This is a genomic window from Chitinophaga niabensis (assembly GCF_039545795.1).
Lineage (GTDB): Bacteria > Bacteroidota > Bacteroidia > Chitinophagales > Chitinophagaceae > Chitinophaga > Chitinophaga niabensis_B.
Genome location: NZ_CP154260.1, coordinates 4,093,572 through 4,116,618 on the forward strand (window position 1 = coordinate 4,093,572; position 23,047 = coordinate 4,116,618).

At 38.8% G+C, this 23,047-nt stretch carries 20 protein-coding genes; 7 read left to right on the forward strand and 13 right to left on the reverse strand.

The window, feature by feature from the left end:
• Position 1: 1 nt before the first annotated feature.
• Positions 2-1,495, reverse strand: coding sequence for an ATP-binding protein (locus AAHN97_RS16060; RefSeq protein ID WP_343303069.1), 1,494 nt, complete (start codon positions 1,493-1,495; stop codon positions 2-4).
• Positions 1,465-2,997 carry a DNA cytosine methyltransferase gene (locus AAHN97_RS16065; RefSeq protein WP_343303070.1) on the reverse strand — a complete coding sequence of 511 codons (1,533 nt, stop codon included), beginning with the start codon at positions 2,995-2,997 and terminating at the stop codon, positions 1,465-1,467. The genes AAHN97_RS16060 and AAHN97_RS16065 overlap by 31 nt, the downstream gene beginning before the upstream one ends.
• A gap of 779 nt (positions 2,998-3,776) precedes the next feature.
• Between AAHN97_RS16065 and AAHN97_RS16070 the strand changes: the two genes are divergently transcribed.
• From AAHN97_RS16070 to AAHN97_RS16085, 4 genes are all read left to right on the forward strand, one after another.
• Positions 3,777-4,031 (forward strand): hypothetical protein, encoded by a 255-nt coding sequence (locus AAHN97_RS16070; protein WP_343303071.1) that lies wholly within the window; start codon positions 3,777-3,779, stop codon positions 4,029-4,031.
• A gap of 572 nt (positions 4,032-4,603) precedes the next feature.
• On the forward strand, positions 4,604-4,855 hold the full coding sequence (locus AAHN97_RS16075) for a hypothetical protein (RefSeq protein WP_343303072.1): 252 nt from the start codon (positions 4,604-4,606) through the stop codon (positions 4,853-4,855).
• Positions 4,852-5,628, forward strand: a complete 777-nt coding sequence (locus tag AAHN97_RS16080; RefSeq protein ID WP_343303073.1) for a hypothetical protein — start codon at positions 4,852-4,854, stop codon at positions 5,626-5,628. Before AAHN97_RS16075 ends, AAHN97_RS16080 begins: the two co-directional genes overlap by 4 nt.
• 581 nt (positions 5,629-6,209) lie before the next feature.
• A complete protein-coding gene (locus tag AAHN97_RS16085; protein WP_343303074.1) occupies positions 6,210-7,607 on the forward strand; it encodes a TlpA family protein disulfide reductase in 1,398 nt (465 codons plus the stop codon).
• Positions 7,608-7,659: 52 nt separating this feature from the next.
• Here the strand turns inward: AAHN97_RS16085 and AAHN97_RS16090 are convergent, their stop codons facing one another.
• The 6 genes from AAHN97_RS16090 to AAHN97_RS16115 all read right to left on the reverse strand — a co-directional run bounded on the left by AAHN97_RS16090 (position 7,660) and on the right by AAHN97_RS16115 (position 17,024).
• Complete coding sequence (locus tag AAHN97_RS16090; protein ID WP_343303075.1) at positions 7,660-7,914, reverse strand: hypothetical protein; 255 nt, start codon at positions 7,912-7,914, stop codon at positions 7,660-7,662.
• Positions 7,915-8,376: 462 nt separating this feature from the next.
• A complete protein-coding gene (locus AAHN97_RS16095; RefSeq protein WP_343303076.1) occupies positions 8,377-9,429 on the reverse strand; it encodes a hypothetical protein in 1,053 nt (350 codons plus the stop codon).
• Between the two features lie 6 nt (positions 9,430-9,435).
• The gene (locus tag AAHN97_RS16100) at positions 9,436-9,885 is read right to left on the reverse strand and encodes a MauE/DoxX family redox-associated membrane protein (protein WP_343303077.1); all 450 of its coding nucleotides are present in this window, start codon (positions 9,883-9,885) and stop codon (positions 9,436-9,438) included.
• A 967-nt stretch (positions 9,886-10,852) separates the two neighbouring features.
• Positions 10,853-12,508 carry a RagB/SusD family nutrient uptake outer membrane protein gene (locus tag AAHN97_RS16105; protein WP_343303078.1) on the reverse strand — a complete coding sequence of 552 codons (1,656 nt, stop codon included), beginning with the start codon at positions 12,506-12,508 and terminating at the stop codon, positions 10,853-10,855.
• 105 nt (positions 12,509-12,613) lie between these two features.
• Positions 12,614-15,910: a SusC/RagA family TonB-linked outer membrane protein gene (locus AAHN97_RS16110; RefSeq protein WP_343303079.1), complete on the reverse strand. Its 3,297-nt coding sequence runs from the start codon at positions 15,908-15,910 to the stop codon at positions 12,614-12,616.
• A 787-nt stretch (positions 15,911-16,697) separates the two neighbouring features.
• Positions 16,698-17,024 (reverse strand): hypothetical protein, encoded by a 327-nt coding sequence (locus tag AAHN97_RS16115; protein WP_343303080.1) that lies wholly within the window; start codon positions 17,022-17,024, stop codon positions 16,698-16,700.
• A 126-nt stretch (positions 17,025-17,150) separates the two neighbouring features.
• On the opposite strand from AAHN97_RS16115, the gene AAHN97_RS16120 reads away from it, so the two are divergent.
• Both AAHN97_RS16120 and AAHN97_RS16125 read left to right on the forward strand, forming a co-directional pair.
• A complete protein-coding gene (locus tag AAHN97_RS16120) occupies positions 17,151-17,660 on the forward strand; it encodes a hypothetical protein (RefSeq protein WP_343303081.1) in 510 nt (169 codons plus the stop codon).
• A 291-nt stretch (positions 17,661-17,951) separates the two neighbouring features.
• Positions 17,952-18,515, forward strand: coding sequence for a hypothetical protein (locus AAHN97_RS16125; RefSeq protein ID WP_343303082.1), 564 nt, complete (start codon positions 17,952-17,954; stop codon positions 18,513-18,515).
• Positions 18,516-18,562: 47 nt separating this feature from the next.
• Here the strand turns inward: AAHN97_RS16125 and AAHN97_RS16130 are convergent, their stop codons facing one another.
• Positions 18,563-18,763: a hypothetical protein gene (locus AAHN97_RS16130; RefSeq protein ID WP_343303083.1), complete on the reverse strand. Its 201-nt coding sequence runs from the start codon at positions 18,761-18,763 to the stop codon at positions 18,563-18,565.
• A 158-nt stretch (positions 18,764-18,921) separates the two neighbouring features.
• Between AAHN97_RS16130 and AAHN97_RS16135 the strand changes: the two genes are divergently transcribed.
• A complete protein-coding gene (locus tag AAHN97_RS16135) occupies positions 18,922-19,674 on the forward strand; it encodes a hypothetical protein (protein ID WP_343303084.1) in 753 nt (250 codons plus the stop codon).
• Positions 19,675-19,708: 34 nt separating this feature from the next.
• Here the strand turns inward: AAHN97_RS16135 and AAHN97_RS16140 are convergent, their stop codons facing one another.
• From AAHN97_RS16140 to AAHN97_RS16155, 4 genes are all read right to left on the reverse strand, one after another.
• Entirely contained in the window at positions 19,709-20,404 is a 696-nt protein-coding gene (locus AAHN97_RS16140; RefSeq protein ID WP_343303085.1) for a hypothetical protein, read from the reverse strand.
• Positions 20,322-21,068, reverse strand: a complete 747-nt coding sequence (locus AAHN97_RS16145) for a hypothetical protein (protein WP_343303086.1) — start codon at positions 21,066-21,068, stop codon at positions 20,322-20,324. Before AAHN97_RS16145 ends, AAHN97_RS16140 begins: the two co-directional genes overlap by 83 nt.
• Positions 21,069-21,177: 109 nt before the next feature.
• A complete protein-coding gene (locus AAHN97_RS16150) occupies positions 21,178-21,645 on the reverse strand; it encodes a hypothetical protein (protein ID WP_343303087.1) in 468 nt (155 codons plus the stop codon).
• Between the two features lie 22 nt (positions 21,646-21,667).
• Positions 21,668-23,032: a hypothetical protein gene (locus AAHN97_RS16155; RefSeq protein WP_343303088.1), complete on the reverse strand. Its 1,365-nt coding sequence runs from the start codon at positions 23,030-23,032 to the stop codon at positions 21,668-21,670.
• Positions 23,033-23,047: the final 15 nt, after the last annotated feature.

Here is a 23,047-nt window from a genome sequence, read left to right on the forward strand (position 1 = left end):
ATTAATCCTTCAGGCTTTCCAGCAAGTGTGTATAATTACTGAAGGGGTCTATAAAATAAAGTTCTTCTCTGGCCTGAGCCTTTGAATAGCCTTCTTTCAACAGTCGCTGATAAGTTGCCTGCATAAGCTCATTTACCTCGCTATCATTTACTGAAATGCAGGGACTATGGGGATTATCTGCATTTAAACTTTCGTTCAATACAATTGTGGGAATGGGTAATGTAACTTCCAGTAAGCGTAACACCTTTTCCAGTTCTTTCTGCTGCGGCTTAAGTTGTTCCGCCAGTGCCCGTATAAGCGGATGATTTCTGTTGATCTGAAAATAATCCCGGCCATTCTCTTCAATGGTCGTCCAGACAAATTCAAAATGCGAACGACCGGATTTCCGCTGTTTTTGCTTTCCCCGGTGTTTGTATACTTCACTTGCGGCTTTTCTGATAGCGGCACCATATCGTTTCAATTCATCGCGAAACATCCTTGGTGGTATAGCACGAGATTTCCGGATATCCAGCTGCCAGGCAAAGTCTAGGTCTGAATCAATATCAATCATAATTCTGGCCAGCCGTGTAAATTCTTCTTTTTTAAACAATTGCAGCCAATCCCCGGATACCAACATGCGGTCCTTCCTGTAAATATAAAAGCCCTGATGTGCATTCCATCCGTTTGCACCTGCCGCATTATGCCAGGTTTCAACGCTAATTTTTTCCTGATGTGGCAATACATAACCGGCAACCCTGATGCGATCTCCGGAAAAAGACTCAGCAGGGAATGCCTGCGTAAATTTCTCATCACGTAGAAAAGGATCCCAGGGGATAATCGCATTGTTGTTGATCCATATTTTCAGCTTTTTCCCTTCTAAAAAACGATGAAATACCATAGCCAGATGCTGCTCAACCTCCCGTACAGATTCATAGAACTTTGCTTCCGAGATGAGTCTGTTTTCCTGATCATAGACCACCCTATCAAGGTTTTCCCATACAACCGTGGTACCAGATGGCTGTCGTTCAAGGGGCTTCATAAGCTGAGGTTCCGATAAATATTCCAAAATTTCCCATTCATTACAATACTCCACATAATCCAAATTCCAGGATCTGTAATGAATTTCCCCTGCTTCTTTTTCTTTGGTAATGACTGTGAGAATCCGGCATTGGGAAAAAGAAGCCGTTTTCAGGCCCAGGCCAAACCGCCCCAGATCTTCCGGACGACGGTCGCCCAGCGGATTATGTGTACCAGGCCGCAGGGCCTCTACCAAATGATCTCTAATCATCCCATGCCCGTCGTCATGAATAGTAATGTACGACTTGTCCTCTGCCCAGATAAAATCCAGGCGCACACTTCCCGCACCTGCTGAAATACTGTTATCTACAATATCGGCAAGCGCGGTGGGGAGGTTATATCCAATTGCCCTGAACGTTTCTATAAGAGAATCCGGAGAAGGGGGAATCCTTTCCGCCCTGGATTTTTTCAGGTGTTCAAATTCCTTTTTCGATAACATCGGATACCGGTTTCAATGGTGAACCTGATTGCTTCTGCAATGCTGGTAGCCATCAACGGAGGTACTGCATTACCTATTTGCCTGAACGCAGCATTCATTGCGCCGGCAAACTTAAAACCATCAGGGAATGATTGTAACCTGGCCGCCTCTCTGACGGAAATAGTGCGGGCTTGGTTACTATCATAATGAATATGTGAATAGCTGTCTTTACCAAGGTGCGCCATTAATGTGCGTGAAGGCTGATCTTCCTCCATTTTACGCCACTTATTTGGGAATTTGCTGACATCATATGGCGGAATGGTTTCTTTAAGCAATTTTTCATACTTTTTTGACCTCTTCGAAATAGGTTTACCCCTTGCTTTTTCTTCCTTCCTGATTTTTTGCGTCAACAATATGTTGGCCACTTCAATTGCTTCCGGATATTGATCTCCAGGCTCCATTCTTTCGAAAATAGGATAATCACGCGGCAAGAAGCGGATAACGTTGCTGCAAACGGTATTGACAACTGGCAGGCCAGGCCAGTTACGCATTAAAGTCTGATAACCGTTCTGTGGAAGACGGCTGTATGGTAGTGGAGTATCCAGTTTTTTGGCACCTCTTTTCATCTTGTTTTCAAGATGTTCTGTCAGTAATGGAAGATCGGAAAGCGCATCGCTGGCAGAATATGCACCAGGCAGAGCAGCAGTGGGTTCCGGCGGAGCGGTATAATGCCGGGCAGTTGTTTCTTCCGACAAAATATATTTAAGTGCCACATTTCTTGAGCCATGATACCCCTTTGGCAATTCAATAAAATGGGTAGGCGCAGGAAACAGAATATCAGCGTTTACACTTGAATGAATAGCAATGAGAAACATACGTTCCCTCATCTGCGGAACGCCATAATGGGCTGAATTTAGTAATGTATACTGACATTTGAATCCTAATTCATTCAGATCATCACATACTAACTCAGCAATATTAACCCCTCCATAGTTCAGCATATCCGGGACATTTTCCATCAGTATAGCCATCGGTGCCAGGGATTTAACATATGAGAGGTACTGCTTGTAAAGCTGACTTCTCGGATCTTTCAGGAATGCATGCTGATTACTGAAAGTTTCACGCAGTTTGGCCCGCCCTATTCTGGTAAAGGCCTGGCAAGGAGGACCTCCTATGATCACATCCACCTGGGCTTTAGGATTGCCAACTAAACCAATTTCTTTTAATAACTGCTCAGGATCAGTTACCTGAATGTCTCTTGAACGTGCATGTTGAGAGAAAAAAGGATCATCTTTATGAAAATTTATGGCATGTGATTCGGCAGCTTCTTCATCTAATTCAATCCCTGCAATGACTTTGTATCCTGCCTTACTAAATCCCAGCGACAATCCTCCGCAACCGGAAAATAAATCCAACACCCTTAGATTCTCTCCCTCCAAAAGGCGTTCTATTTTCTGGTTAATAAAATCATTATATCCATCAATTCCGGGAACTGATAACGGCCGGTCTAATACTTCATTCATTTATATATCAATTTTTCTCAATTCAATGACTATCTATCCCTTGTGAAAGGTTAACTACATGTATAAAATAACTATCAAAATAAGGATAACAAATGGAAGTTTAAAAATTAAATTCCCACCTTCTTGATAACCTCAATTAAGAGACAAAAAATTGTGGCCTATTGATCGTATTATACTCATTTAACTAACTGATAAACAACATATACAGATAACCCACAGCGACATAATAAAAATACGTTTTTAAGATCTGATACTACAGATGCCTATGAGGAAATTGATAGAGGCACTGTTTTCAGGTAGCGACATTCAAGCAATTTATCGAAAGTCTTAGACCCAGCCAGCAAGTGGCTAATAGCAGTATTAAATTGCTGTACAGGAAGGAATTGACAAGGTAGGGAGAATTCCGCGAGTAGTTACAAGGTACATACAAACAGAGAATTTGCTATTAATAAAGTATGCAATGAATTCTTTCAAGACTCAAATTATGATACAAATTCTATATATATCATCGTTTACCCGATCAGGAACCCTTTATATAGATAGTTTTTTTAGAGAAAAGGGGAAATGAAGAGTGCTATTATTCTAAAATTTTCAAAACCAACGTATAGTTTATTAGATTCTGCAGCCACACTGCGTTTAGGTAGCAGTGTTCAGAAAGACATGCGGATATGAACAAAAAATACCCGGAATATTTGTAATTTTCAATTCGCAGAGGGACGTTCAGATATTGTAAATATTTTGCTCGATGCAATCATTAAACAAACCTTAAAATTACAATTATGGGTAAGGATGATTTTTTCTATGATGTCTTGTACGAGGTAACGGAAGAGGAAAATATTGTTGGAGAAGATAGAATGCTGATTCGATCAACATCCGCTCAAACACCCGAAGAACTAAAATCGTTTATCAGAGGTAAGCTCGGTAAAAGGGAATGGACGATAAAAATACTTGGAATTGAAGAGATCGACTTCGACACATATATCGAACGAGGCGGCCCGGAAAGGCCGGCCTGGTCTTTAGGAGGGCAACATTGACAGCCATTAACCTCAGAAAGCACCATTGGCCTCATCGATGCCAGGACGTTTTTCTCTGGATTTAAGTAGGAAGCAGGTTCCATTGTCCATCAATTATGATGTAAATAAACAAATATTTTTCTAAGCCCCATCTCTACCTTCAGCATTAGTATCAAGGTAATTAATATGATAATTCAAAAAGTACTTAAAGGAATCGATAATCTCAGTAGGTCAGATGCTGATTACGTAGTGAATAAGGGGATTATAAGCAACTCGTGGCGTACGGTTGGTCAAATTACACCGGCGGAAGCCCTTTTACATCTTAACAGTATCAACGCGGATCTCCATCTTAACCATTATAACGAGCCAGTACCAGCTGGCAATCCGCTCGCACCGTTACACGGTAAAACGTTTGGGAGTGTAACACCTTTTATTTCAACAACAGCAGGTGCTATTCAACAGGATCATAAAAACAAAAAGAATATCTTGTTTGATCCTTTTATGACAGCCCTTCGCTTTGCAACAAAGAATTTTAGAACTAGTGGATATATCTTTTATGCCTATGTTTTACTATTGGTAGGATTGCAATTGAGATGGAACAATTTTCCGAAGAGGTGAGGGAACTTCATATTTATAAGGATTATTTACCTTATCATAAGCAGGGTGAGATCATGGCAAAGATCATTATTCCAACTGTGCAGATTGAAAAAGCAAATGGTTATGACGGCCCTGCAGCTAAAATGGCCCTATCTTCCGGAAAATTACCGGCTCCCTCTCATACAATAATAAATCCCAATTATCAGGCGCCTGAAAAGCTATCTAACATAAGGGAAGTATTATTATGAGCAAATATGTGGAAACATTAATGCTGAACAGCGAAACTGTCGAGAGCCTCGGCGAAGCTTATGCAGGCTATGCAACAGCCTTATCTGAGCAATACTCCTCCGACAAACTACCGGTAATTGCCAGCTCTTTCCTTATAAGCGCGCTCTTTAAGTCATTAATAAACGCCCCTGATGAAGCGAAATTATTTAGCAGTGCCTCTACAAGTTTCAGGGAACTCGGTTGGCCAATATGGCGTGTGTGCGAGATCTGTTCTGTGGCGCATTTGAATGCCCAATTTGTCAACAACCAGCAGGAATCGGGTAATTGGGATGCAGAAGAGGGGTTTTATATTTACCTGCAGCAACTTCTCCATACTTCAGACAATAAAGAAAAACAACTTAGAGACTTCAGTAAGCAGGTTGAACAGAATCTGAAAGGGGCCAGAATTCAAGGATTGAATATTCCATACCGTATAGTTATTGCCACGATGAACGAGATTGAAAACATAAACGAGGAGATCAATATTCATCTCGAAAACACATCTCTACTTCTCAGCAGGTTAGGAGAAATCACTGAACTGTACCAGGCAGATCGTTATCACTGGCAAAATCTCGAGGGCCCTATTTTGCCGTTTGAGCCTCATGCTCTTGCGATTATTATCGTTTTGGTAAAAAAGTGGCTGTTGCACCACAAGTTTGAGGATCTTTTAGCTGGGTTGAAGACGTTAACTCCTCTGCAAACTTTACTTATTCATATTGCCTACGACCTTATTAAGGCTGACTCTGCTATGTGACCTGATCAATTGCCAAATTACCTAAAACCAAGCCCCAATTTGCATCTATCTTCACCACAAAAAAATTACCTAAAATAAGAATACAATTAAACTAAAAAGTTTAAAAACTAATCCTTGGATATAGTAATACCAAATACTGACCCAGCTATAGCAAACTTTCTGATCATAAATCCCCGGAAACCAAACAAAATCCTTATTTCAGAAAAGCTCAGGTCATTATCTAACCAAATTTTACATCGTGAATACTAAAGACTAATGATCCCTATTTGTGTATATTTTTACCTATCAGGATCAAAAGAAAACAAATGGCACTCTTGGTTTTAATCTTCCCTTTATCACTACAGGCCATCTCAACCATGCCGAAAGGCATACTTCGCTTAGAATAGCATTCAATCATTATCCAAATGTTATTCAAAAGTTAATAAAGGTACAATTCGTCTTTTACTTTTTTTTGTGGAGATAACAAAAGCATTCACCCTTTTTGGCAAATCTTGTCTCATATATTGGTAGAAACACTCTCACTTTTGAGAGTTATTTTATCAGAATGCACTGCGAAACAAGAGCAGTGTTAACTAATATATATGAGATCAACGCACTTATTACTATTATTATCAGGATTACTAGTTTTTAATATATATGCCCTTGGCCAGGGAAGTTCCAATAAGGCTGGCGATGGCAAAAAGGACGAAAAAAGCAATACAACATTTCCTGAAGTTGGTAGGCCATTTCCAGAATTTATACTTGATGACGTACAGGACTATAAAACAGCAGAGGTTTCCCTAAAGGATTTAAAGGGCAAATGGGTACTCTTAGACTTTTGGGGAAGATCATGTGGTAGCTGTATTAGGAGTATGCCAAAGATGGATTCTATAAAGAATGAATTCAAAGATAAGGTTGAACTAATTTTTATTGGTGATGCAAAGAGTGATAAAAGAAATCCGCGAATAAATGACAAATGGATGTATGCAGAGCTCAAAAAGAAATTTGGATATTCATTCGCAGTAGCATACGATAGTACCTTGTATGAAAAGCTAGAGCTGGCAGGATTACCTTGCATATTTGTTATTGATCCTGCTGGTATACTAAGAGGTATAACCTATTCAATTACCAGAGAGGATATGGCAATCTTTCTAAAAGGTAAAATACCGGCCTTGCCTCTATATAGAGGGGATCGAGAAGCCAGAAATAACTATATTGAATTTAATCGCCGACATCCCTTATTAATTGAAAACAATGGAGTACAAGATACCAATTTCATATTTCGATCCGCATTGTCTAACTGGTATCCATATATGGCCCAAGACTACCCTGATTTTAGTAAGGACAATAACTGGAAGGGATTTCGCCTATCAGATGGAATACAAATACTTGGCATAAGTTTATCATACCTATATAACACAGCTTATGTTGGGGTTCGGATACTCCAGCCTAGAGACTCTTTATACGGAAAGTATTGGCCCAAACCATTACTTAAGATTAAGGACATCTCACCCTTCATTCCAAATATTATTACAGGTAGTGGTTATTATTGTTATAGCCTGATCATTAAAAATGGAAAAGCTGATAATAATTCTTTAAAAAGAAAAATGCAACGAGATTTGGAAGACTATTTTGGCTATAGAGTTACTATTGAAAATAATGAAATGCCATGCTATGTGGTTACAGCTAGTGATAAGATGAGGGAAACTTTAAAAACAAAATATCCACATGAAAAAGTGGACTATCGGAAAGATACTGTTAGAAATACTCCAATAAATTTGGTAATTGCATTGCTGGATGGAGTAGCCAGCGGAAATCAAGATTCTAGATATATTCCATTTATTGATGAAACCAATATTTCAAATAATATTGACGTCTACTTACCAATATCAAATAGAATGCAAGGGCTAGAGGAGACAATAAAAGTTTTAAAAGAAAATGGAATTATTGTAACATTAACAAAAAGAGAAATGAAAACGGTAGTATTATATGACAAATAGAGCAATTTGATAGCAACGGGACAATTAATAAATTGCCCCGTTGCAGAATTGATTAAGGCTGACCAAGTTCAATTATACAATTATTTTCGAATAAATCGTATAAAGTCTCAGCTGGGAAAACCAAACTCTTACATGGATCTTCACCACCAAGGCAAACTCTGTCTATTTGACAATCAGCAATACCAGTAGGAGGCTTAACCACTTGAATATATCCCTGGCCAGCAGGAAGAGTGAAATATGAAGCATAAGCTCCACCAATAGCAAGAGCAAATGCTCCGAGTGTTAAAAATATTTTCCTTTTATTCATAAATTATCATGCTTTTTTAATGTAAAAAGCATGGAAAACTTAACGATTAGAAAAATTCCCTACTCTATTATCCAGGTTTTCGGGTTCTCCTGTATCTGCGCAAATTATTTAAAGCAAATAAGAATTTCTATTTTCTCAAACTCTTTATTGATTTATGGCATCCCTAAGCTCAATCCCACATATACCAAATTCATCAAGACCACATACCTGTTCAAATGGGTTCATAACAAAATTGACAAGGGTACCACCTCCTACTCATTCACCAATATATTCACAATCCAGATATGATTCTGGCGGTTCCGCGAGTTGTATATAACCATTTCCAGAAGAATCTCGAGGCAAAAATGCACTTCCTGCTCCACCTATAAAAACAAAGGTTACAATAAATACCTTAGATGATTTCATAACAAAAGGAAACTAATTTATATCCTAATTACAAATATGCATGAACTATCGGCAGGATTAATAAACGTTTTTATTAAGAAGCCTATATATAATTATCCTATTCTTATAAATGGCAACTAATTTATCTTCGAATACATCTATGTCTTTTATGCTATTCTCTTGATATTTTGGCAAGCCAAAACTATACAAATATTTTCCATCTCTGAGTGAATAAACATCGATAGAATTTGACTTATTATACTCAACAATGCTTTCATTATCGCCCATCAAATTAGAAGATACAAATATTAGGCTATCGCTTATACAGCTAATATTATTAATTGTTAAAGAAGCTGCATCAAGAGTTGACTCTGTATCTGTATCTGACACAGAAATTTTCGCCACAGTATTTGTATCAATCGTTTCTGCTTTATATAAAACATTTAAGCCAGTATCCATACAAATGAACTGATTTCTATATCGATAGACATAAACAATCTTACCTGCGTCTCTATTAAAATTAAATGACCCCGTGCAACAAAGAATACCATCAACTTGCTTTTCTAAGATATTTTTAGTAAAACGTACAACGCCAGAACTATCATTCGAAACTTTATAAAGATCCGTTTTCTTATTAATCCCATCATATGCTCTCACTATCATTGAATGTTCATTAAGTGGTATCCCTGCAATAAACGATGCAGTCTTTCCAAAATAGGTATTCAAAGAGTAATTTGGTAAATTAGATTTATAAAGTGTAGGGCCAACTCCTTCATATAGAAACACATGAGGAGAATCCACAACTAGTTTTAATAATCTTGTTTTAGGGATAGTATCTAATCTCAAAGTTATTTGTTGAGTGTCTCTTAACTTATAATCAAGTATTAATAAATGCAATTGAGCATTATAATTTCCTAGATAAATTTTCGTTTTACTCAGGCCAGCAATATAATACCCATCATGTTCTATCGCCATTGATTTAATTATGGATACTTTATGTTTCAAGTTAGCACGAATAAATCCATTCTTAACTCTATTGGGCTCCGGCACTATAGCATACAACATAAAAACAACTAAAGCGCTACATATCATGCACAGAAAAATTAATAAATTCCTCTTTACAGCAGACATAAGATATCATTTTACGGGCAATGAATTGAATGAACGATTTTCAACTATTTCAATATTAGATTGAAGTACAATTGCAACTATTGAAAGAAATAAAAAAACGAAATTGAAAACTAAATGTTGCTCCCATGACATCTGTTGTATTATTCCGCCACATGTGCACGGAATATGGTCACCAAATTGAAGGATGGCGATGATATAGCTTGTAAACATAGTCATCAAACACAAACTGGCGTAAAGCCCTACCATTCTAATTTTCGGAATGACTAACATTAAAGAAACTATAAACTCTGCGGCGGGAAGTAATATCGCCACGGCATGCCCCCAACTTTGAAGTAACGGAGATTGCTTTATCTGACTTAGGAACTTATAATAATCTAGGTATTTGCTCACGCCAGTGTAAACAAACAATAATACAAATAGATAGCAGATAATTTCAACGATCCATTTCCTTGCCATGGACTTATGTATTGAGTTAATTAATAGAGGATTAATGCAGAATTTATGCAGTTGGGTTTTACTCTTGTCTTAAGTCTGATTTCGTACTTATAGTGGAATAGAATCTGTTTTCCTTAAATGGATACTTTTACCTATGTCATTATGTTCTATAATGAATAGAGTGAACCTCTTTTTATAACTCAAAGCTACATCCATGTACTGTAAAGACACTGCAGTAGATTTTTTTTTTGATTCCGCATTCAAAAATAACTGGATACTATCCACAGCAATATAACTGTATCTATTTATGGTTTATTAAGTAACCAAGATAAATAGTGAGATAATATAGACATGTATTTACAGACTAATATATTTCGAAAAAATATTAAATGACACCCTATAAACTCCTTCAAGCAATCACCATGATTACAACAGCGGTTAGCCATAAGGATGATTGAAAATATCAGATAACAATGTCATTTATGAGGAGGCATTACTGACATTATTGTTGCCTTTAAATAACTGACAAAAAAAAATTAACAATGTACTATTGGACTTAACGATTTTTGAAATAGCATTTTTCAAAAATAAGGGGTTTTTAAGATGAAGCACTACAAAAAAAAGAATTCAAACGAAAGCGAGAAGCTGATAAAACTGGTTTACCTTTATTCCAGTCAGTCGTATATACAACTAAATGCCCTTGAAAAGCTTAGCTTGATACCTGATCCACTCAAAACATAGATCATTTATAATAGTTGGCATGGATAATGTTCTCTCCTGTTCATTTTGGGGATCACTTATTGACCATGAATTTCCTTTTCCTTCACAATAGTCTGGAGGAACTTCAACGAAAAAATAATACGGTGTACACCATGCATCCCATAGCTTTTTAAGACGCAAAAAAGACAGGGCTTGACATCTTGTTTAGGCTAACATAAAATTATACAATAACCATATTCCTGTCTTCTTGACGACAACTTTCATTTATCTAATTATATCCTGGATTTTGTGCATTAGTCATAGCAGGATCATTTAGTATCTGTACTTGAGGAATAGGATATAGTTGCCACTCAGGCTTCCAAGCCCCTCCCTTTTGAGGAGTAACAATTCCCATGGTTGCATTCGCGCGGTTCGTCCTTTTCAAATCTAACCATCGATGCCCCCATTCTGTAAACAATTCAACCCTTCTTTCTCTTTCAATTGCTAAAAGCGCTTCCTCCTTTGATAAACTACTTGATAATGCAGGTAATGGATTAGGAACTGCTGAAGTAGGTAATGCTCTGGCTCGTTTTCTTAATAGATTAAGATCTTCAATTCCGCCAGAAATTTTACCGGGTTGATTAATTCGAGCTTCAGCTCTGATTAAATATTGTTCTCCTAAACGAAGAACCATCGAATATTCGGAGATAGGAGTTGTGGCGGTGACTTTGTACTTATTTGGAAAGTAGTAATTTGCGATTCCAACCGTTGTGCTACCTATCCAACTACTTCTTCTAAGATCACCTGGTTCAAAATTGGTTATCAGATTCTGGCTGAGTGCATATGTCACTGGATTCGTCTTAAATATGTGGGTTATCGCGTCTGCGGTATTACTATTATCTTGACTTAATTGCCAAATAGCTTCTTTGCTATTCTTCAAAAAAACAGAATTAAGATCAGATAAAAGAGTATAAGTAGTCGTATTATTAATTACTTCAGTAGCACTTACTTCAGCATTATTCCAATCTCCCAAATATAGATATACCCTAGACAGTAGCGCTATTGATGCAAATTTATTAATTCGAACACGCTCTTCTTTAAATAATGAATAATTATCCTGCAATAATACCTGGGATGCTTTCAGATCGGCTATAATTAGTTTATAGATATCCGTAATTGACGTCCGTGGTATTGAAGCATTAACTCTGTAATCTGTAGTTATAACCATCGGCACTTCACCAAACAGATTAACCAAGTAAAAATAGCTAAAAGCTCGAATAAATTTAGCCTCTCCCATTAACTGATTCTTCAATAGTTGTGAAACACCAGACGAGTTCTCTAACCCCTCTAGCATCGCGTTTGATTTGTATATGTATTGATATAATTCACCCCAAATGCTACTTGACAGCAAAGTATTTGTTGCAGATATCGTATTTAAATAAAACTCCTTTTGCTGAGTTAAGGAAGCTGAATATAAATTAAGGTCATCAGAAGATAGTCCTCCTATAACACTCATACTTCTACCGCCACCACTAGAAAATCCATTTGGATTTGTCATTTGGTTATATATCCCATAAATCGCTGCAGTAGCAGTAGCATTATTAGTAAATACCAATGATTGGTCTATTCTATTAGTAGGAGATCCAACATCTACGAAGCTCTCACAAGACGTGACGCTAAAAGAAAAAAGAAAAAGTACATATAATCCAACATGCTTTATTATGCAAGTTTTGGATAGACTTAGAAAATAGCTAAAAATGATGTCTTTATAAAACTGAATACTTTTCCTGATTTTCAGGATGTCACCCTTAGATTTAAAGGAGAAAACCTCCTGCTTATAGAAATAATTTTCGAATTGGATACTAATCTGACAAATAGAGCTTAAGAATTGTTGTTTAACTGACTTAGGCATTTTAATATGTCTATAGACTAAATGACGTTTCATGTTTAATGCTTTTATTTTTCGTTATGCAGATTTGTTTCAGAATCTTCCTCCCTTAACATCCAAAAAATGACTCAGGATGAAAATCTACAGTTTAAGTTCTACATCCTAAAGTGTTATTTGAATACCAGCAGTAATAACTTTCAGAGGCGGCAGTATATTAGCAGACTGCCTTTCTGGATCAGAGCCTTCATAATTAGTAAAAGTTAAAATATTTTGAGATTGAATATATATCCTACTTCCTTCAAGCCTTAAGCGATGTATCCATCTTGGAGGGATTTTGTAAGAAACTGAAATGTTTTTAAGACGGATAAATGATGCATCACTTACTATATAATCACTACTTGCACTATTAATAAACCCATTTAAAGCAGCAACGTTCCCACCACTCGTATATCGCTGTACAAGAGCATTATCACCGATCTTTTTCCACCTATTTAAGATGTAAGTAGGTTGATTATTCGCAAATCCCGGAACTCCAAATCCTGTATTCCGGAAATTCGGTCCATACTGCTTAACAAATTGAAGCAAAAAATCCAATTGAAATCCTCTATATGTTAACTTGTTTAGCAGTCCCCCGAAAAAGTTTTGCCCGACAAATTTTACTGATTTAAGATCATTCGCATTAATTAAACCGTTTTTATCAACATCTTCAACTACATATGCCCCTGTCGCAGCATCAACTCCTTTAAAATAATAGAGTTTTCTAATAGTCAGAGGGTAGCCGACAGCGTATGTATTAGCAAAAGATGAAGCATCAATATTTGGATAAGACAATAATTTGTTTCGCGGAATAGTTAAATTAAGTGAACTAGTCCACGAAAATTTATTCGACTGAAAATTTACTGTTGTAAATTCAATTTCAAACCCAGTATTCTGAACAGACGCCGGCAGGTTATATTGAATCTTATCAAAACCTGATGTAGGTGGCAATGGGTAGCCTACCAATTGATTTGAAGAGCGATTCCTATACCATGCAATTGTAAAATATAAACGATCTTTTACTAAGCCCACTTCCAAAGCGGCCTCGAGCTTTCTATTAGTTTCCCAAGAATAGTCGGGATTTAGTAAATTTGAAGGATTCAAGCCTGCGCCCCCCTGATAAGTACCCGACACTTGATACGTTGAAATGTAACCATAATCGCCAATTGCATCACTCCCCGTCACACCGTAGCTTCCACGCAATTTACCAAAGCTGATAAGTGGAATATTCCTTTGAATGAAACCTTCTCCTGAAAATATCCAAGCCATGCCTATTGACCCAAAATTTGCGAATCTTCTATCTGGTCCAAATCGACTGGATCCATCTCTTCTACCCGTAATATTAAAAATATATTTACCAAGGAATTCATAATTAATACGACCAAAAAGAGCATGGTATCTATACTCTGCATAGTTAGAATTTGAGATAGTTACCCTGTCGGCTGATTTTATATCATCCAATAACGATTCGCTGGAATAACCTGTTCCAATTTGAGCAATACCAGTCGTAAGTTGTTCCTGAAATGAAACACCACCAAGTATCTCAATGCGCCCTTTTCCCAAAGTACGTCTCCAACTTATCTGAGGTTCAATGCTCCATGATTTTAATGCCGAGTTAGCATAATATGCGCTATTAACAGGTGAAACCGTGGCTGGATTTCCGGCACTTATGGGAAACTTCCTTATTGATGTTAAGGTATAGTTTACGTATCCAAATGTTGATTTGATTTCTAAACCAGGGAGGAGTTCATAGTTTAACTGCAAATTACTAGCCAAATTATTGGCCGTTGCATTGTACGGTTGCTTTGTTGTAGTTAAGGGGTTAGTCCATGTAGAATTCTCCCAGTTTAAATTACCGGTTGAATCGTATAACGAAGGTGCATTAGGTGCTAAATTTACTGCCAAAGAAGACAGGTCTGTGCCTGGTAACGTTGTAAATTGACTACTATAACTTGCCGAAAGTGCTGTTTTAAACCTTTGATTCGCAGATTTATTGTTTAGGCTAAAATGCATAGAAGCCCTTTGGTCCGCATCTTTCCCTGGGAATACAGTAGTTTCCTTATGATAACCACCACTTACTAAAAACTGTGTGTTGTTGTTTCCACCTGATATTGAAGCTTGCACATCAGTGAAGTGAGCGGTGCCGCCAATCAATTCCCTTTGCCAGTTTGTATATCTTTTTTGGTCCCATTTGCCATTAATATCATAAGCGTTAGCAGGGTACACCGTAATGTTATCATTTTTATATGCCTCCTTTCGCACCTCTAAATACTGATCTGTATTTAATAGATCCATAAACTTAGTCACTTTTCCAGCTCCTGCATATACATTTAGATCAATCCTTGTCTTGCCAGCTTGTCCCTTTTTAGTAGTTATTAATACTACTCCATTCGCTCCTCTTGAACCATATATTGCAGTTGCATCGGCATCCTTTAGAACTTCAACGCTCTCTATATCATTGGGATTTATGCTATTAAGAGGGCTTAAGCCAAACGAACCAAGAATTGAACTTGATGTTAAGTTATTAGATAACGAAGTAGAAGTGAATGGAACTCCATCTATTATGTATAAAGGGTCATTACCTTCCGAACGAAGACTGTTCTGCCCACGTATCTGAATTCTAAATCCTCCACCAGGAACTCCCGTTTGTTGGGTAATTTGCACCCCAGCCATTCTTCCTTGCAATGCAGCTAAAGGATTACTTACTGGTTGCTTAATAATATCCGCAGAAGTAACTCTACTTACAGAACCAGTCAATTTCCTGCGACTGCTGGTCCCGTAGGCAATAATTACCGACTCATCAAGCAGCCCAATTAGCTTTTTTAAGCGTACTATAAGTGTTTCGTTATCTTTAATTATATACTGCTCCAATTGAAAACCTGTATAACTAATTATTAATATCGATTGGGGAAGAACTCCATTCAGAATAAATTGACCTTGCGCATTTGTTACAGTCCCAATACGAGTTCCACTTATTTGAATACTAGCTCCAGGTAACGGAAATCCTTCATCTGAATTTACTGTGCCTCTAATAGTAATTTTAGGAATACTATCAGCAGAAATTTGTGTGGGACTGTCCCTTACTTCAGTATCTTGTTTTTTAGATAGCACAATGCCATTCTCTTTAATTTTCCAGGTAATGTTCTTTCCCTTCAATATAACATCCATTACCTGTGACAATCTAAATCTATCGGCTTTAATACTCACCAAGGAATTAGGATCCAACAAGCTGTGTCCATAGAAAAAAGCATAACCAGTTTGATTCTCAATCTGCCGAAATACTTTTTCTATCGGTTGGTTAGTAAAATGCAAAGTAATCCTACCACTATCCTGAGTAGAATGAGCATTAGCGTGAAGTGAAAGCAGCAAGATGGCATACAATAGCCATCTGCTCCAAAATTTTGGGCAGTAAATCTGATGCATTTTGTTTCAGTTTGGTTAGTAAAGGCCCTCTTTCCTTGTACATTTTTTAGGTCAAAACCTCAAGACACGTTACCATTAAAAAGGGATAAATGGTTGTAATAAAAAATATGAATGCAACAAAAACACCTATTCATAAGAGTTGAATAGCCTAAAAATCGTTGGTGTATGATACAGGGATAGCAAGCAGGTGGAGAATGCAGGAATTCATAATACCAAAGAATCAGTAACGATATTCCTGTAAAGAAGATAGCAATTTCCCACTTCCTGTGCAGAATGCTTTCAGCAGATCGCTAGTAAGGCTTCTTATCAAAATAGACTCCGTTAAGGGATAAGCAGAAAAATATGCGATTGATTTTGGAATTTTACTCACGTTGTTTAAAAGTATGCAGCTTTCTTAGTATTTGGTCCGACATTAAAAAAACTTCGATAATGGTTTCGTTTTGCATTCTTATAATTAATTTTTATTCTAAGATTGCAAATCACACATCAACTCACTTTTATCAGAATTATGTCGCCTTTTGTTAGAAGCTAAAGAGAGAGAACATAAAAAAAGATACATAGTTGATCGTTGTTTTTGCTGCTTCAAATTGAATGTGAATTTGTTAATTTTTATAGTGTTTCAGAGTTAATTTAATGTTAAAGGCAAGTCATTTTTTCAAACATATTTGTACAAACAAAACAGTGATAATAGCATTGTGGCTGGCAATAGAAGAAAAAAGAAAAAATGAGATAAATTTAATGAATTGTGAATAGTGTATTCACCCCAAAATGATACAATAAACTCAGGTTACCTCCTCACATCCGCCAGCTCCTTCAACGTAATATTCAGAAAAGACACCAAATAAGTATCCGGCACCCGGTCAAAACTAAAGCGATGTTGCCGCTGCAACCCCTCATATCTATCCTCAGCCCCATATCCCGCTATTTCAATGGCCTCTCTGGTTTTTGAAATCTGCCTATGCACCTGATGATATGCGGCAGTTATCATCCCAAAACCAAGGTGATTAAATTCCAGCCAGGCAAGATTATATTCACTGATGCGGATAGCCACAACGTCCTCCAGCGCAACAATATTTTCATCAGGCCATTCAGGCCCCATATCTATAGCCAACACAAAACCAAATTCACCTTTTATCTTCCTGCAACAACAAAAAACCAATCATATGCGCAAACATCTCTGCACCCCTTCCCCCTAAATCCCCAAAATCCACTCTTGTTTTTAAACCCAAATCATCCATTTATGATCAACAAAGACCTATTCTTTTGCCTTACCGGAACACCCCGTAATATGTCCATGAAACACGTTCCCCGGCTAATAGCCAAACCCAATGCCATAGCCAATATTTTTATCGTTCAGGGCTACGCAAAAGAATTCTACTCAATGAACGGTAAAGACCGCATTTATTCCTGGTTCTGGGGAGAGGGGGAATACATTATCCCAACATCAGGATATAGCAACATTATGCTATCAGATGAGGCCACTCTTACAAAAATGAATTACAGCAGTGCGGTACATCTGTTAAAGAGCAGAGAAGATGCAAGGCTGCTATATAGAAAAGTCAGGGAAGCCCATTGCGCTCAGATTGCAGAAAGGATAAGGGAAATAAAAACATTTACCCCCATAGAGCGCTATATCAGCCTTATCACCCAAAAACCCTGGGTACTGGAAAAGATCCCCGGAAACGAAATCGCCTCTTATCTTAACATAAGTGTCCCCGTCCTGGAAAGATTCAGCAGCACCAGCGCCTGATGTTTTTTTACCCCAAACAATCAAAACCCTTTACTTGCTCTTTCAAAGTGCTATCAAAGCTCTTTCATTGCTTTGAGCCCACACAGTTAAAATCCCACCACCCAAAAACTAAAAGGGACATTTCTGCCCAAAACGGACATCTGCATTTGTGAAAAAATCGCGGCTAAATAGCTTTGCTCTCATCGGTACCGAAGTACAAATCCTGGGAAGACGTTCTCTGGCCATGTACGAAAAGGCAAAGGGCGGGCCTGTTGACTGCCCCTATTTTTTTCACATTTAAATTGATCAAAAATGTCAAATGCAAATAACAACATCGTTACCCGTAAAAACAAGGGGGCGTTCGGTAAACAAGTAGTATTCAGGCAACGTGGTGGAGACACCATCATGTGCAACCACCCGGGCCCAAGAACAGGCGAACCAACGCCAGACCAATTGGCTGTAAGGGAAAGGTTCAACACCGCTATCCGGTACGCCAGGGCAGCAATTGCCAACGAGGCTTTAAAAGCTGCCTACCAGGCTGTAGCGCCGGAAAACCGGTCTGCATACAACATGGCTGTGGCAGATGCCTTTAAAGCACCTGAGATCAGGAGTATCGACAGCAGCCAATATACAGGCCTCCCGAACAGCACCATCCGCATCGATGCAATGGATGACTTCAGGGTAGAGTCCGTATATGTACAGCTTCTCAACCAGGCTGGCGACATCCTGGAAGAGGGCCCTGCAGTAACAGATCCCAATAGCCAATATTGGATCTACACCGCCATCAGCAACAATCCGGCTGTTGCTGGATCCACCGTAAGAGCGAAGGCTACGGACCTTCCCGGCAATGCGGTAACGAAGGACTTCCTTTTATAGATAAGCCCTTCATTTACAGAGGCCGGCGTCCCTGTACGCCGGCCTTTTTATTTGCCGGAGAGCATTTCATGTACCTCATCTTCATCAAACCCCGAGAACAGGCAGAATTCCTTAATCGTAACATAATCCCTTTTCTCCTTGCCAAAAGCCTTTCTGATCTGCCTCAGTATCCTCCGCCCTGTGCGCTCGGTTTTATTGGTGATTAAAGCAATATCCTTAGCATAGATCACCATTCGTCTATGGGACATTTTAGGAAATTTCGACATAAAACGGACAAGTGTTTTCGTGAAAAAAACAAAGCAAACTAGCTTCGCTGTCATAGATACCGCATGCGGAGAAAAAGCATAAAAGGCAGTATGAGCGGGCCTTGTAACTGCTACATTTATTACTTTAAAAAACACAAACTATGGCCAGACAAACCGGCCCTATAAAAGTTTCGGGCACAATAGGAGACATCGTATTTTACAAAACTAAAAGCGGGTACTTCATCAAACGGAAACCCCGCTTTGATGCCAAACGCTTCGCAACAGACCCGGCATTCGCCATTCAGAGAAAAACTATGGCAGAGCTGAGCCGCAACAGCAAAGCATCAAAACTGATCCGCCAGGCATTCGCCATTCCGCTCACCCAGATAGAAGACAGTGGCATTCATAACCGCCTTAATAAAGTGATGGCGAAGGTGACCCAGGGAGATAAAACCAATGAAAGAGGAAGGAGAAACCCTGCCGATGGCGAAATAACGCTGTTGGAAGGCTTCGACTTCAATGAGAAAAGCCCGTTAAGGGATCTCTTACCGGCCTTCACAGCCAGCATTGATCGCAAAACCGGGCGCATGGTAATCCGTATCTCAAAATTTGCAGGAAAGAAAAGGTTTGCTATCCCTCCAAACGCCACGCATTTCAGGTTGCAGGCAACCGCAGCAGCATTGAATTTCGGTGATAATCAATATATACATACAGCAACCCAAAGCCCCGATTTCCCGATAAAAGGAGCCTTGCCGGGCCAGTTCACTTTGCAGTTGTCGCTTCCACCTGGCAACCAGCATCCGCTTTTCCTGGCATTAAGCATTTCTTTCCTTGGGGAATGCAATGGAGGGATAATGCCATTAAGTTCCTCCATACATAATGCCATGACGCTGGTAAAAGTTTGTGGTCTGTGACAGGTTTCAACCGCTCCGGAATATCCGGGGCGGTTTATCTCCTTTTATCCCTGGAATCCGGATGGAAAGAGATCAGGTTGAACATTTGCCGCATTCTGCTCCGTAACCTGTTGCCATAGGTTTCCTCCAGCTCTTCAGAATTTAGGTTAGTGGTGATATGGGTGATCATGCCATCTGATACAAATAGTTCATACCGGGAAAACAGGATCTCCGCCATGATCTGACAGGAGCTGCCCCAGTATGAAGCTTTCGGTTCAAGACCCAGATCATCGAAACATATGGTTTGAGGCTGGTAAGGCAGACTGTTATAGCGGTAAAAAGCATGATTGCTGTATTTTCCGATCACCTTAAACCCTTCCAGGCTGAATTCAATGCTCATTTCCCTGCATTTGAGAATAGTTGGTTTACCTGAACCTTCTACCAGGGAGCACATGATATTCATAATCGCCGTTTTCCCGCATCCAATAGGGCCGGTGATCATAAGCCCTTTCCCCAGATCGAGACCATAATGTTTGGCGACTCCTTCATCTTCCAGGAAATAGCTTAGCATTTTCAATATGGGAGGGCGATCAATATCTGCTATGGTATACTGCTCTCCATAAAAAGCCTGGCCTTGTTTTTCAATTTTCTGTAACAGATCCCAATAATCATAACGGGTCTGAATAGCTTTTGTTTTGGTTCGTATGGAGGGTACCTGGTGCTGTTCCTGTTCCTTGTTTTCGTTTTCCATTTTTGAGGGTTTGAATAGGGTTAATATTCAGTATCCATTTCCGCGCGGCATCCGGCCATTTTACGATGGGGATTCCACTTCCCTGTTTCCAGTCGTTTGCTTCGTAATGGTGGAAAAACCTGGCAGCTTCGGATTCCGGTTGCCCGAGGAGATGGAAGAAGGCAAGCACATCCTGCAAATTTTCAGGTTTTCTATTCTCATTTTGTTGATTATCGGGAGGGAGTGTGCCTCTCTCTTTGTTTAAACTGTTTATATTGTTTTTAATAGGGGGCACATTTGCCTCTGTGGATGGAGCATTTTTGCCAGTGTCTGCAGGCAGATCAGCCCCTGTCAGTGGAGCATTTTTGCCTGGTTTAATTTCTTCTATCGGGACCAGGGTAATTGAGCTGGCCTTTCCTTTGGTAGTTGATTTCGCATATTTTATATACCCAAATTTGTCCAAATCAGCTACACATTTTCTGTAGGTATGGTGGGAGCCTATGTGAGAAATGCTTATCAGACCCGATCTGTTTATCTTAAATGATTTAGAAAAGAAGTTATCATTCCAGGTAATAAATAGGGCCAGATAAAGGCTGATATGGTTACCTGTTAAGCGTTTATCATTTTTAGATACCTTGATAAACCCATTTAAGTGCTGAATATAGTTTGGTTGTTTTGTTACCATGATGTTTTTTGATGGTTCAGTTATGAGAATAGGAATTTTACATCCTTGGGAAGGAATGCAAGTAGTGGGGCCGGTTGAGTTCTCGAATAAAATATAAGAGGATTAGGGACTAGTTCAAAAGCATGAATACTTTACCCTGTTGAAAAGTGACAAAAGAAATGATTTTCCCATCTTCTAATAAAAAATACCTTTTGAACTGTTTATCTTTTGAATAAGCCACAAAAGATTTCTTCTTTGTTTCTTCGTCTAAAAACATCTTCTGTAACGAAGAATCAGCTTCTAAATAAGGCCTAATAATTATCTCATCAAATTTAACCGTGCTCAACTCCATCGATAAATACGTCAGTGCAAACGAAATAATTACTTTTCTTTCGGTTTTTGAAAATCGCGGAGATTCTTCGCTTCGGAAAAGAATATATTTATTAGATAGCGTATCAAAATTCCAATTAGGGGTTTGAATGGTCTTTAAGAAATCTCTAACAAGTCTTTCATTCTTTATTTCATTGACCTGAGAATAGGCTGAATTGTTAGAAAACATGGACAATGATAATATCAAGATAAAATAAATAGCTTTCATAGAAACGTTGTTTATTTGATATTTAATCGCAAGTTCCTCCATTAGCCGGGGAAATTCCTCTTTCTGTAATTGATCCTGGAATCTTCTTTAAATCTTGTCCAAAGCTGCCTGGATTCAATCCGTTACCAATACCCCATGTTCCAACTGTTCTATTAATATGCAACCCTACAGCATCAGATATATCCAAAACAAAGTTGGTGCAATTATATTTTTCTAAATCATATACAGGATTATAATTCCTAATTATTTCAAGAACACTCGCGAACTGCAATCCAGAAATGTCTACAGTAAGTTTAATGTCATAACGCTCATTAGAATTATCTCCTAACTGACTAACTCCACTTTTATTAAAAAAAGGATCAACGCTACTTCGCGCATAAAAACCAAGTGATCGTGTAATTAGATTACCATTAATAGTCTGCTGGATTGTTATGAAAGCATGTCCAGCCTTTTCTTTCATACTAAACTCCAGTGGTGTTCCTCCTATAGGCTGATCAGCATAAAATGTAATCTTTGCACGCCGTGAAGCTGAAAAGCAGTCTACGTATCGGTTTATATTTTCAATTGGTTTCTCCGGGGGCAAAACCACAAACGCCTCCATCCCCTCCTCCACCTCCTCGCCCTCACAAGGAGTATTATTATACCCACCTCCACTCCCGCCATCCCCACTTAAATCCTCCCCCACCTCTCCACCCCACCAGGCCTCCTCATACTCTCCCGCCGTCCAGATCACATCCGTAATGCAATCACTATGATAAGTGATATTGCTCACACAGTTCCCTTCCCCATCCCCAATACAGCTCACCCAGGAATAACAGGTAGTCACCTCAATAGTTCGCACATTCAGCTGAATTTTCCGGGAAGGATCTGCACTTCGGGCGGAACGCAGGAAAGCCGCCTCCCTCCGGCTCATAGCACAGGGATCATCGATCCGTGCGAGTTCTGTACCAAACATCTTAAAGTTCAGGGCATTGATAACATTCGTCACAGACCGGGGACTTACGTCATAATGTCCAGGCCGCGATGCATCGTAGACTTTCAACCGCAACAGGGAATCCATTTCAAAAGCTATAAACCCTGAGACCTCAGAGGCATTTGGAAGGGCCAGCGGAATGATGGCCACCAGGGTACTCCCCCGATGGCCGATCACGCCATTCATCCAAAACAAAAACCCCAACTTTGAAAGAGCCGAATTTATAACCGATCTATAATGCTTATTGTACCGGATACTATCAATTAAAGGGAAAAGCCGTACATCCGCAGACGGTGGTAGTTGTAAAAAGGAAAGATGTTCTTCAGGCTGATGTTCCGCTTTCGGAACTTTGTTACAGGAAAACAAAATGATAGTAACAAATAGAACTACCGGGGTAAAGTAGACGTTTTTCATGCAGGGAAATGATTA

Bases quoted from the DNA above. Each gene is read 5' to 3' on its own strand.
- AAHN97_RS16060 (WP_343303069.1), bottom strand. From the start codon at position 1,495: ATGTTATCGAAAAAGGAATTTGAACACCTGAAAAAATCCAGGGCGGAA.
- AAHN97_RS16065 (WP_343303070.1), bottom strand. From the start codon at position 2,997: ATGAATGAAGTATTAGACCGGCCGTTATCAGTTCCCGGAATTGATGGA.
- AAHN97_RS16070 (WP_343303071.1), top strand. From the start codon at position 3,777: ATGGGTAAGGATGATTTTTTCTATGATGTCTTGTACGAGGTAACGGAA.
- AAHN97_RS16075 (WP_343303072.1), top strand. From the start codon at position 4,604: ATGGAACAATTTTCCGAAGAGGTGAGGGAACTTCATATTTATAAGGAT.
- AAHN97_RS16080 (WP_343303073.1), top strand. From the start codon at position 4,852: ATGAGCAAATATGTGGAAACATTAATGCTGAACAGCGAAACTGTCGAG.
- AAHN97_RS16085 (WP_343303074.1), top strand. From the start codon at position 6,210: ATGAGATCAACGCACTTATTACTATTATTATCAGGATTACTAGTTTTT.
- AAHN97_RS16090 (WP_343303075.1), bottom strand. From the start codon at position 7,914: ATGAATAAAAGGAAAATATTTTTAACACTCGGAGCATTTGCTCTTGCT.
- AAHN97_RS16095 (WP_343303076.1), bottom strand. From the start codon at position 9,429: ATGTCTGCTGTAAAGAGGAATTTATTAATTTTTCTGTGCATGATATGT.
- AAHN97_RS16100 (WP_343303077.1), bottom strand. From the start codon at position 9,885: ATGGCAAGGAAATGGATCGTTGAAATTATCTGCTATCTATTTGTATTA.
- AAHN97_RS16105 (WP_343303078.1), bottom strand. From the start codon at position 12,508: ATGAAACGTCATTTAGTCTATAGACATATTAAAATGCCTAAGTCAGTT.
- AAHN97_RS16110 (WP_343303079.1), bottom strand. From the start codon at position 15,910: ATGCATCAGATTTACTGCCCAAAATTTTGGAGCAGATGGCTATTGTAT.
- AAHN97_RS16120 (WP_343303081.1), top strand. From the start codon at position 17,151: ATGATCAACAAAGACCTATTCTTTTGCCTTACCGGAACACCCCGTAAT.
- AAHN97_RS16125 (WP_343303082.1), top strand. From the start codon at position 17,952: ATGTCAAATGCAAATAACAACATCGTTACCCGTAAAAACAAGGGGGCG.
- AAHN97_RS16130 (WP_343303083.1), bottom strand. From the start codon at position 18,763: ATGTCCCATAGACGAATGGTGATCTATGCTAAGGATATTGCTTTAATC.
- AAHN97_RS16135 (WP_343303084.1), top strand. From the start codon at position 18,922: ATGGCCAGACAAACCGGCCCTATAAAAGTTTCGGGCACAATAGGAGAC.
- AAHN97_RS16140 (WP_343303085.1), bottom strand. From the start codon at position 20,404: ATGGAAAACGAAAACAAGGAACAGGAACAGCACCAGGTACCCTCCATA.
- AAHN97_RS16145 (WP_343303086.1), bottom strand. From the start codon at position 21,068: ATGGTAACAAAACAACCAAACTATATTCAGCACTTAAATGGGTTTATC.
- AAHN97_RS16150 (WP_343303087.1), bottom strand. From the start codon at position 21,645: ATGAAAGCTATTTATTTTATCTTGATATTATCATTGTCCATGTTTTCT.
- AAHN97_RS16155 (WP_343303088.1), bottom strand. From the start codon at position 23,032: ATGAAAAACGTCTACTTTACCCCGGTAGTTCTATTTGTTACTATCATT.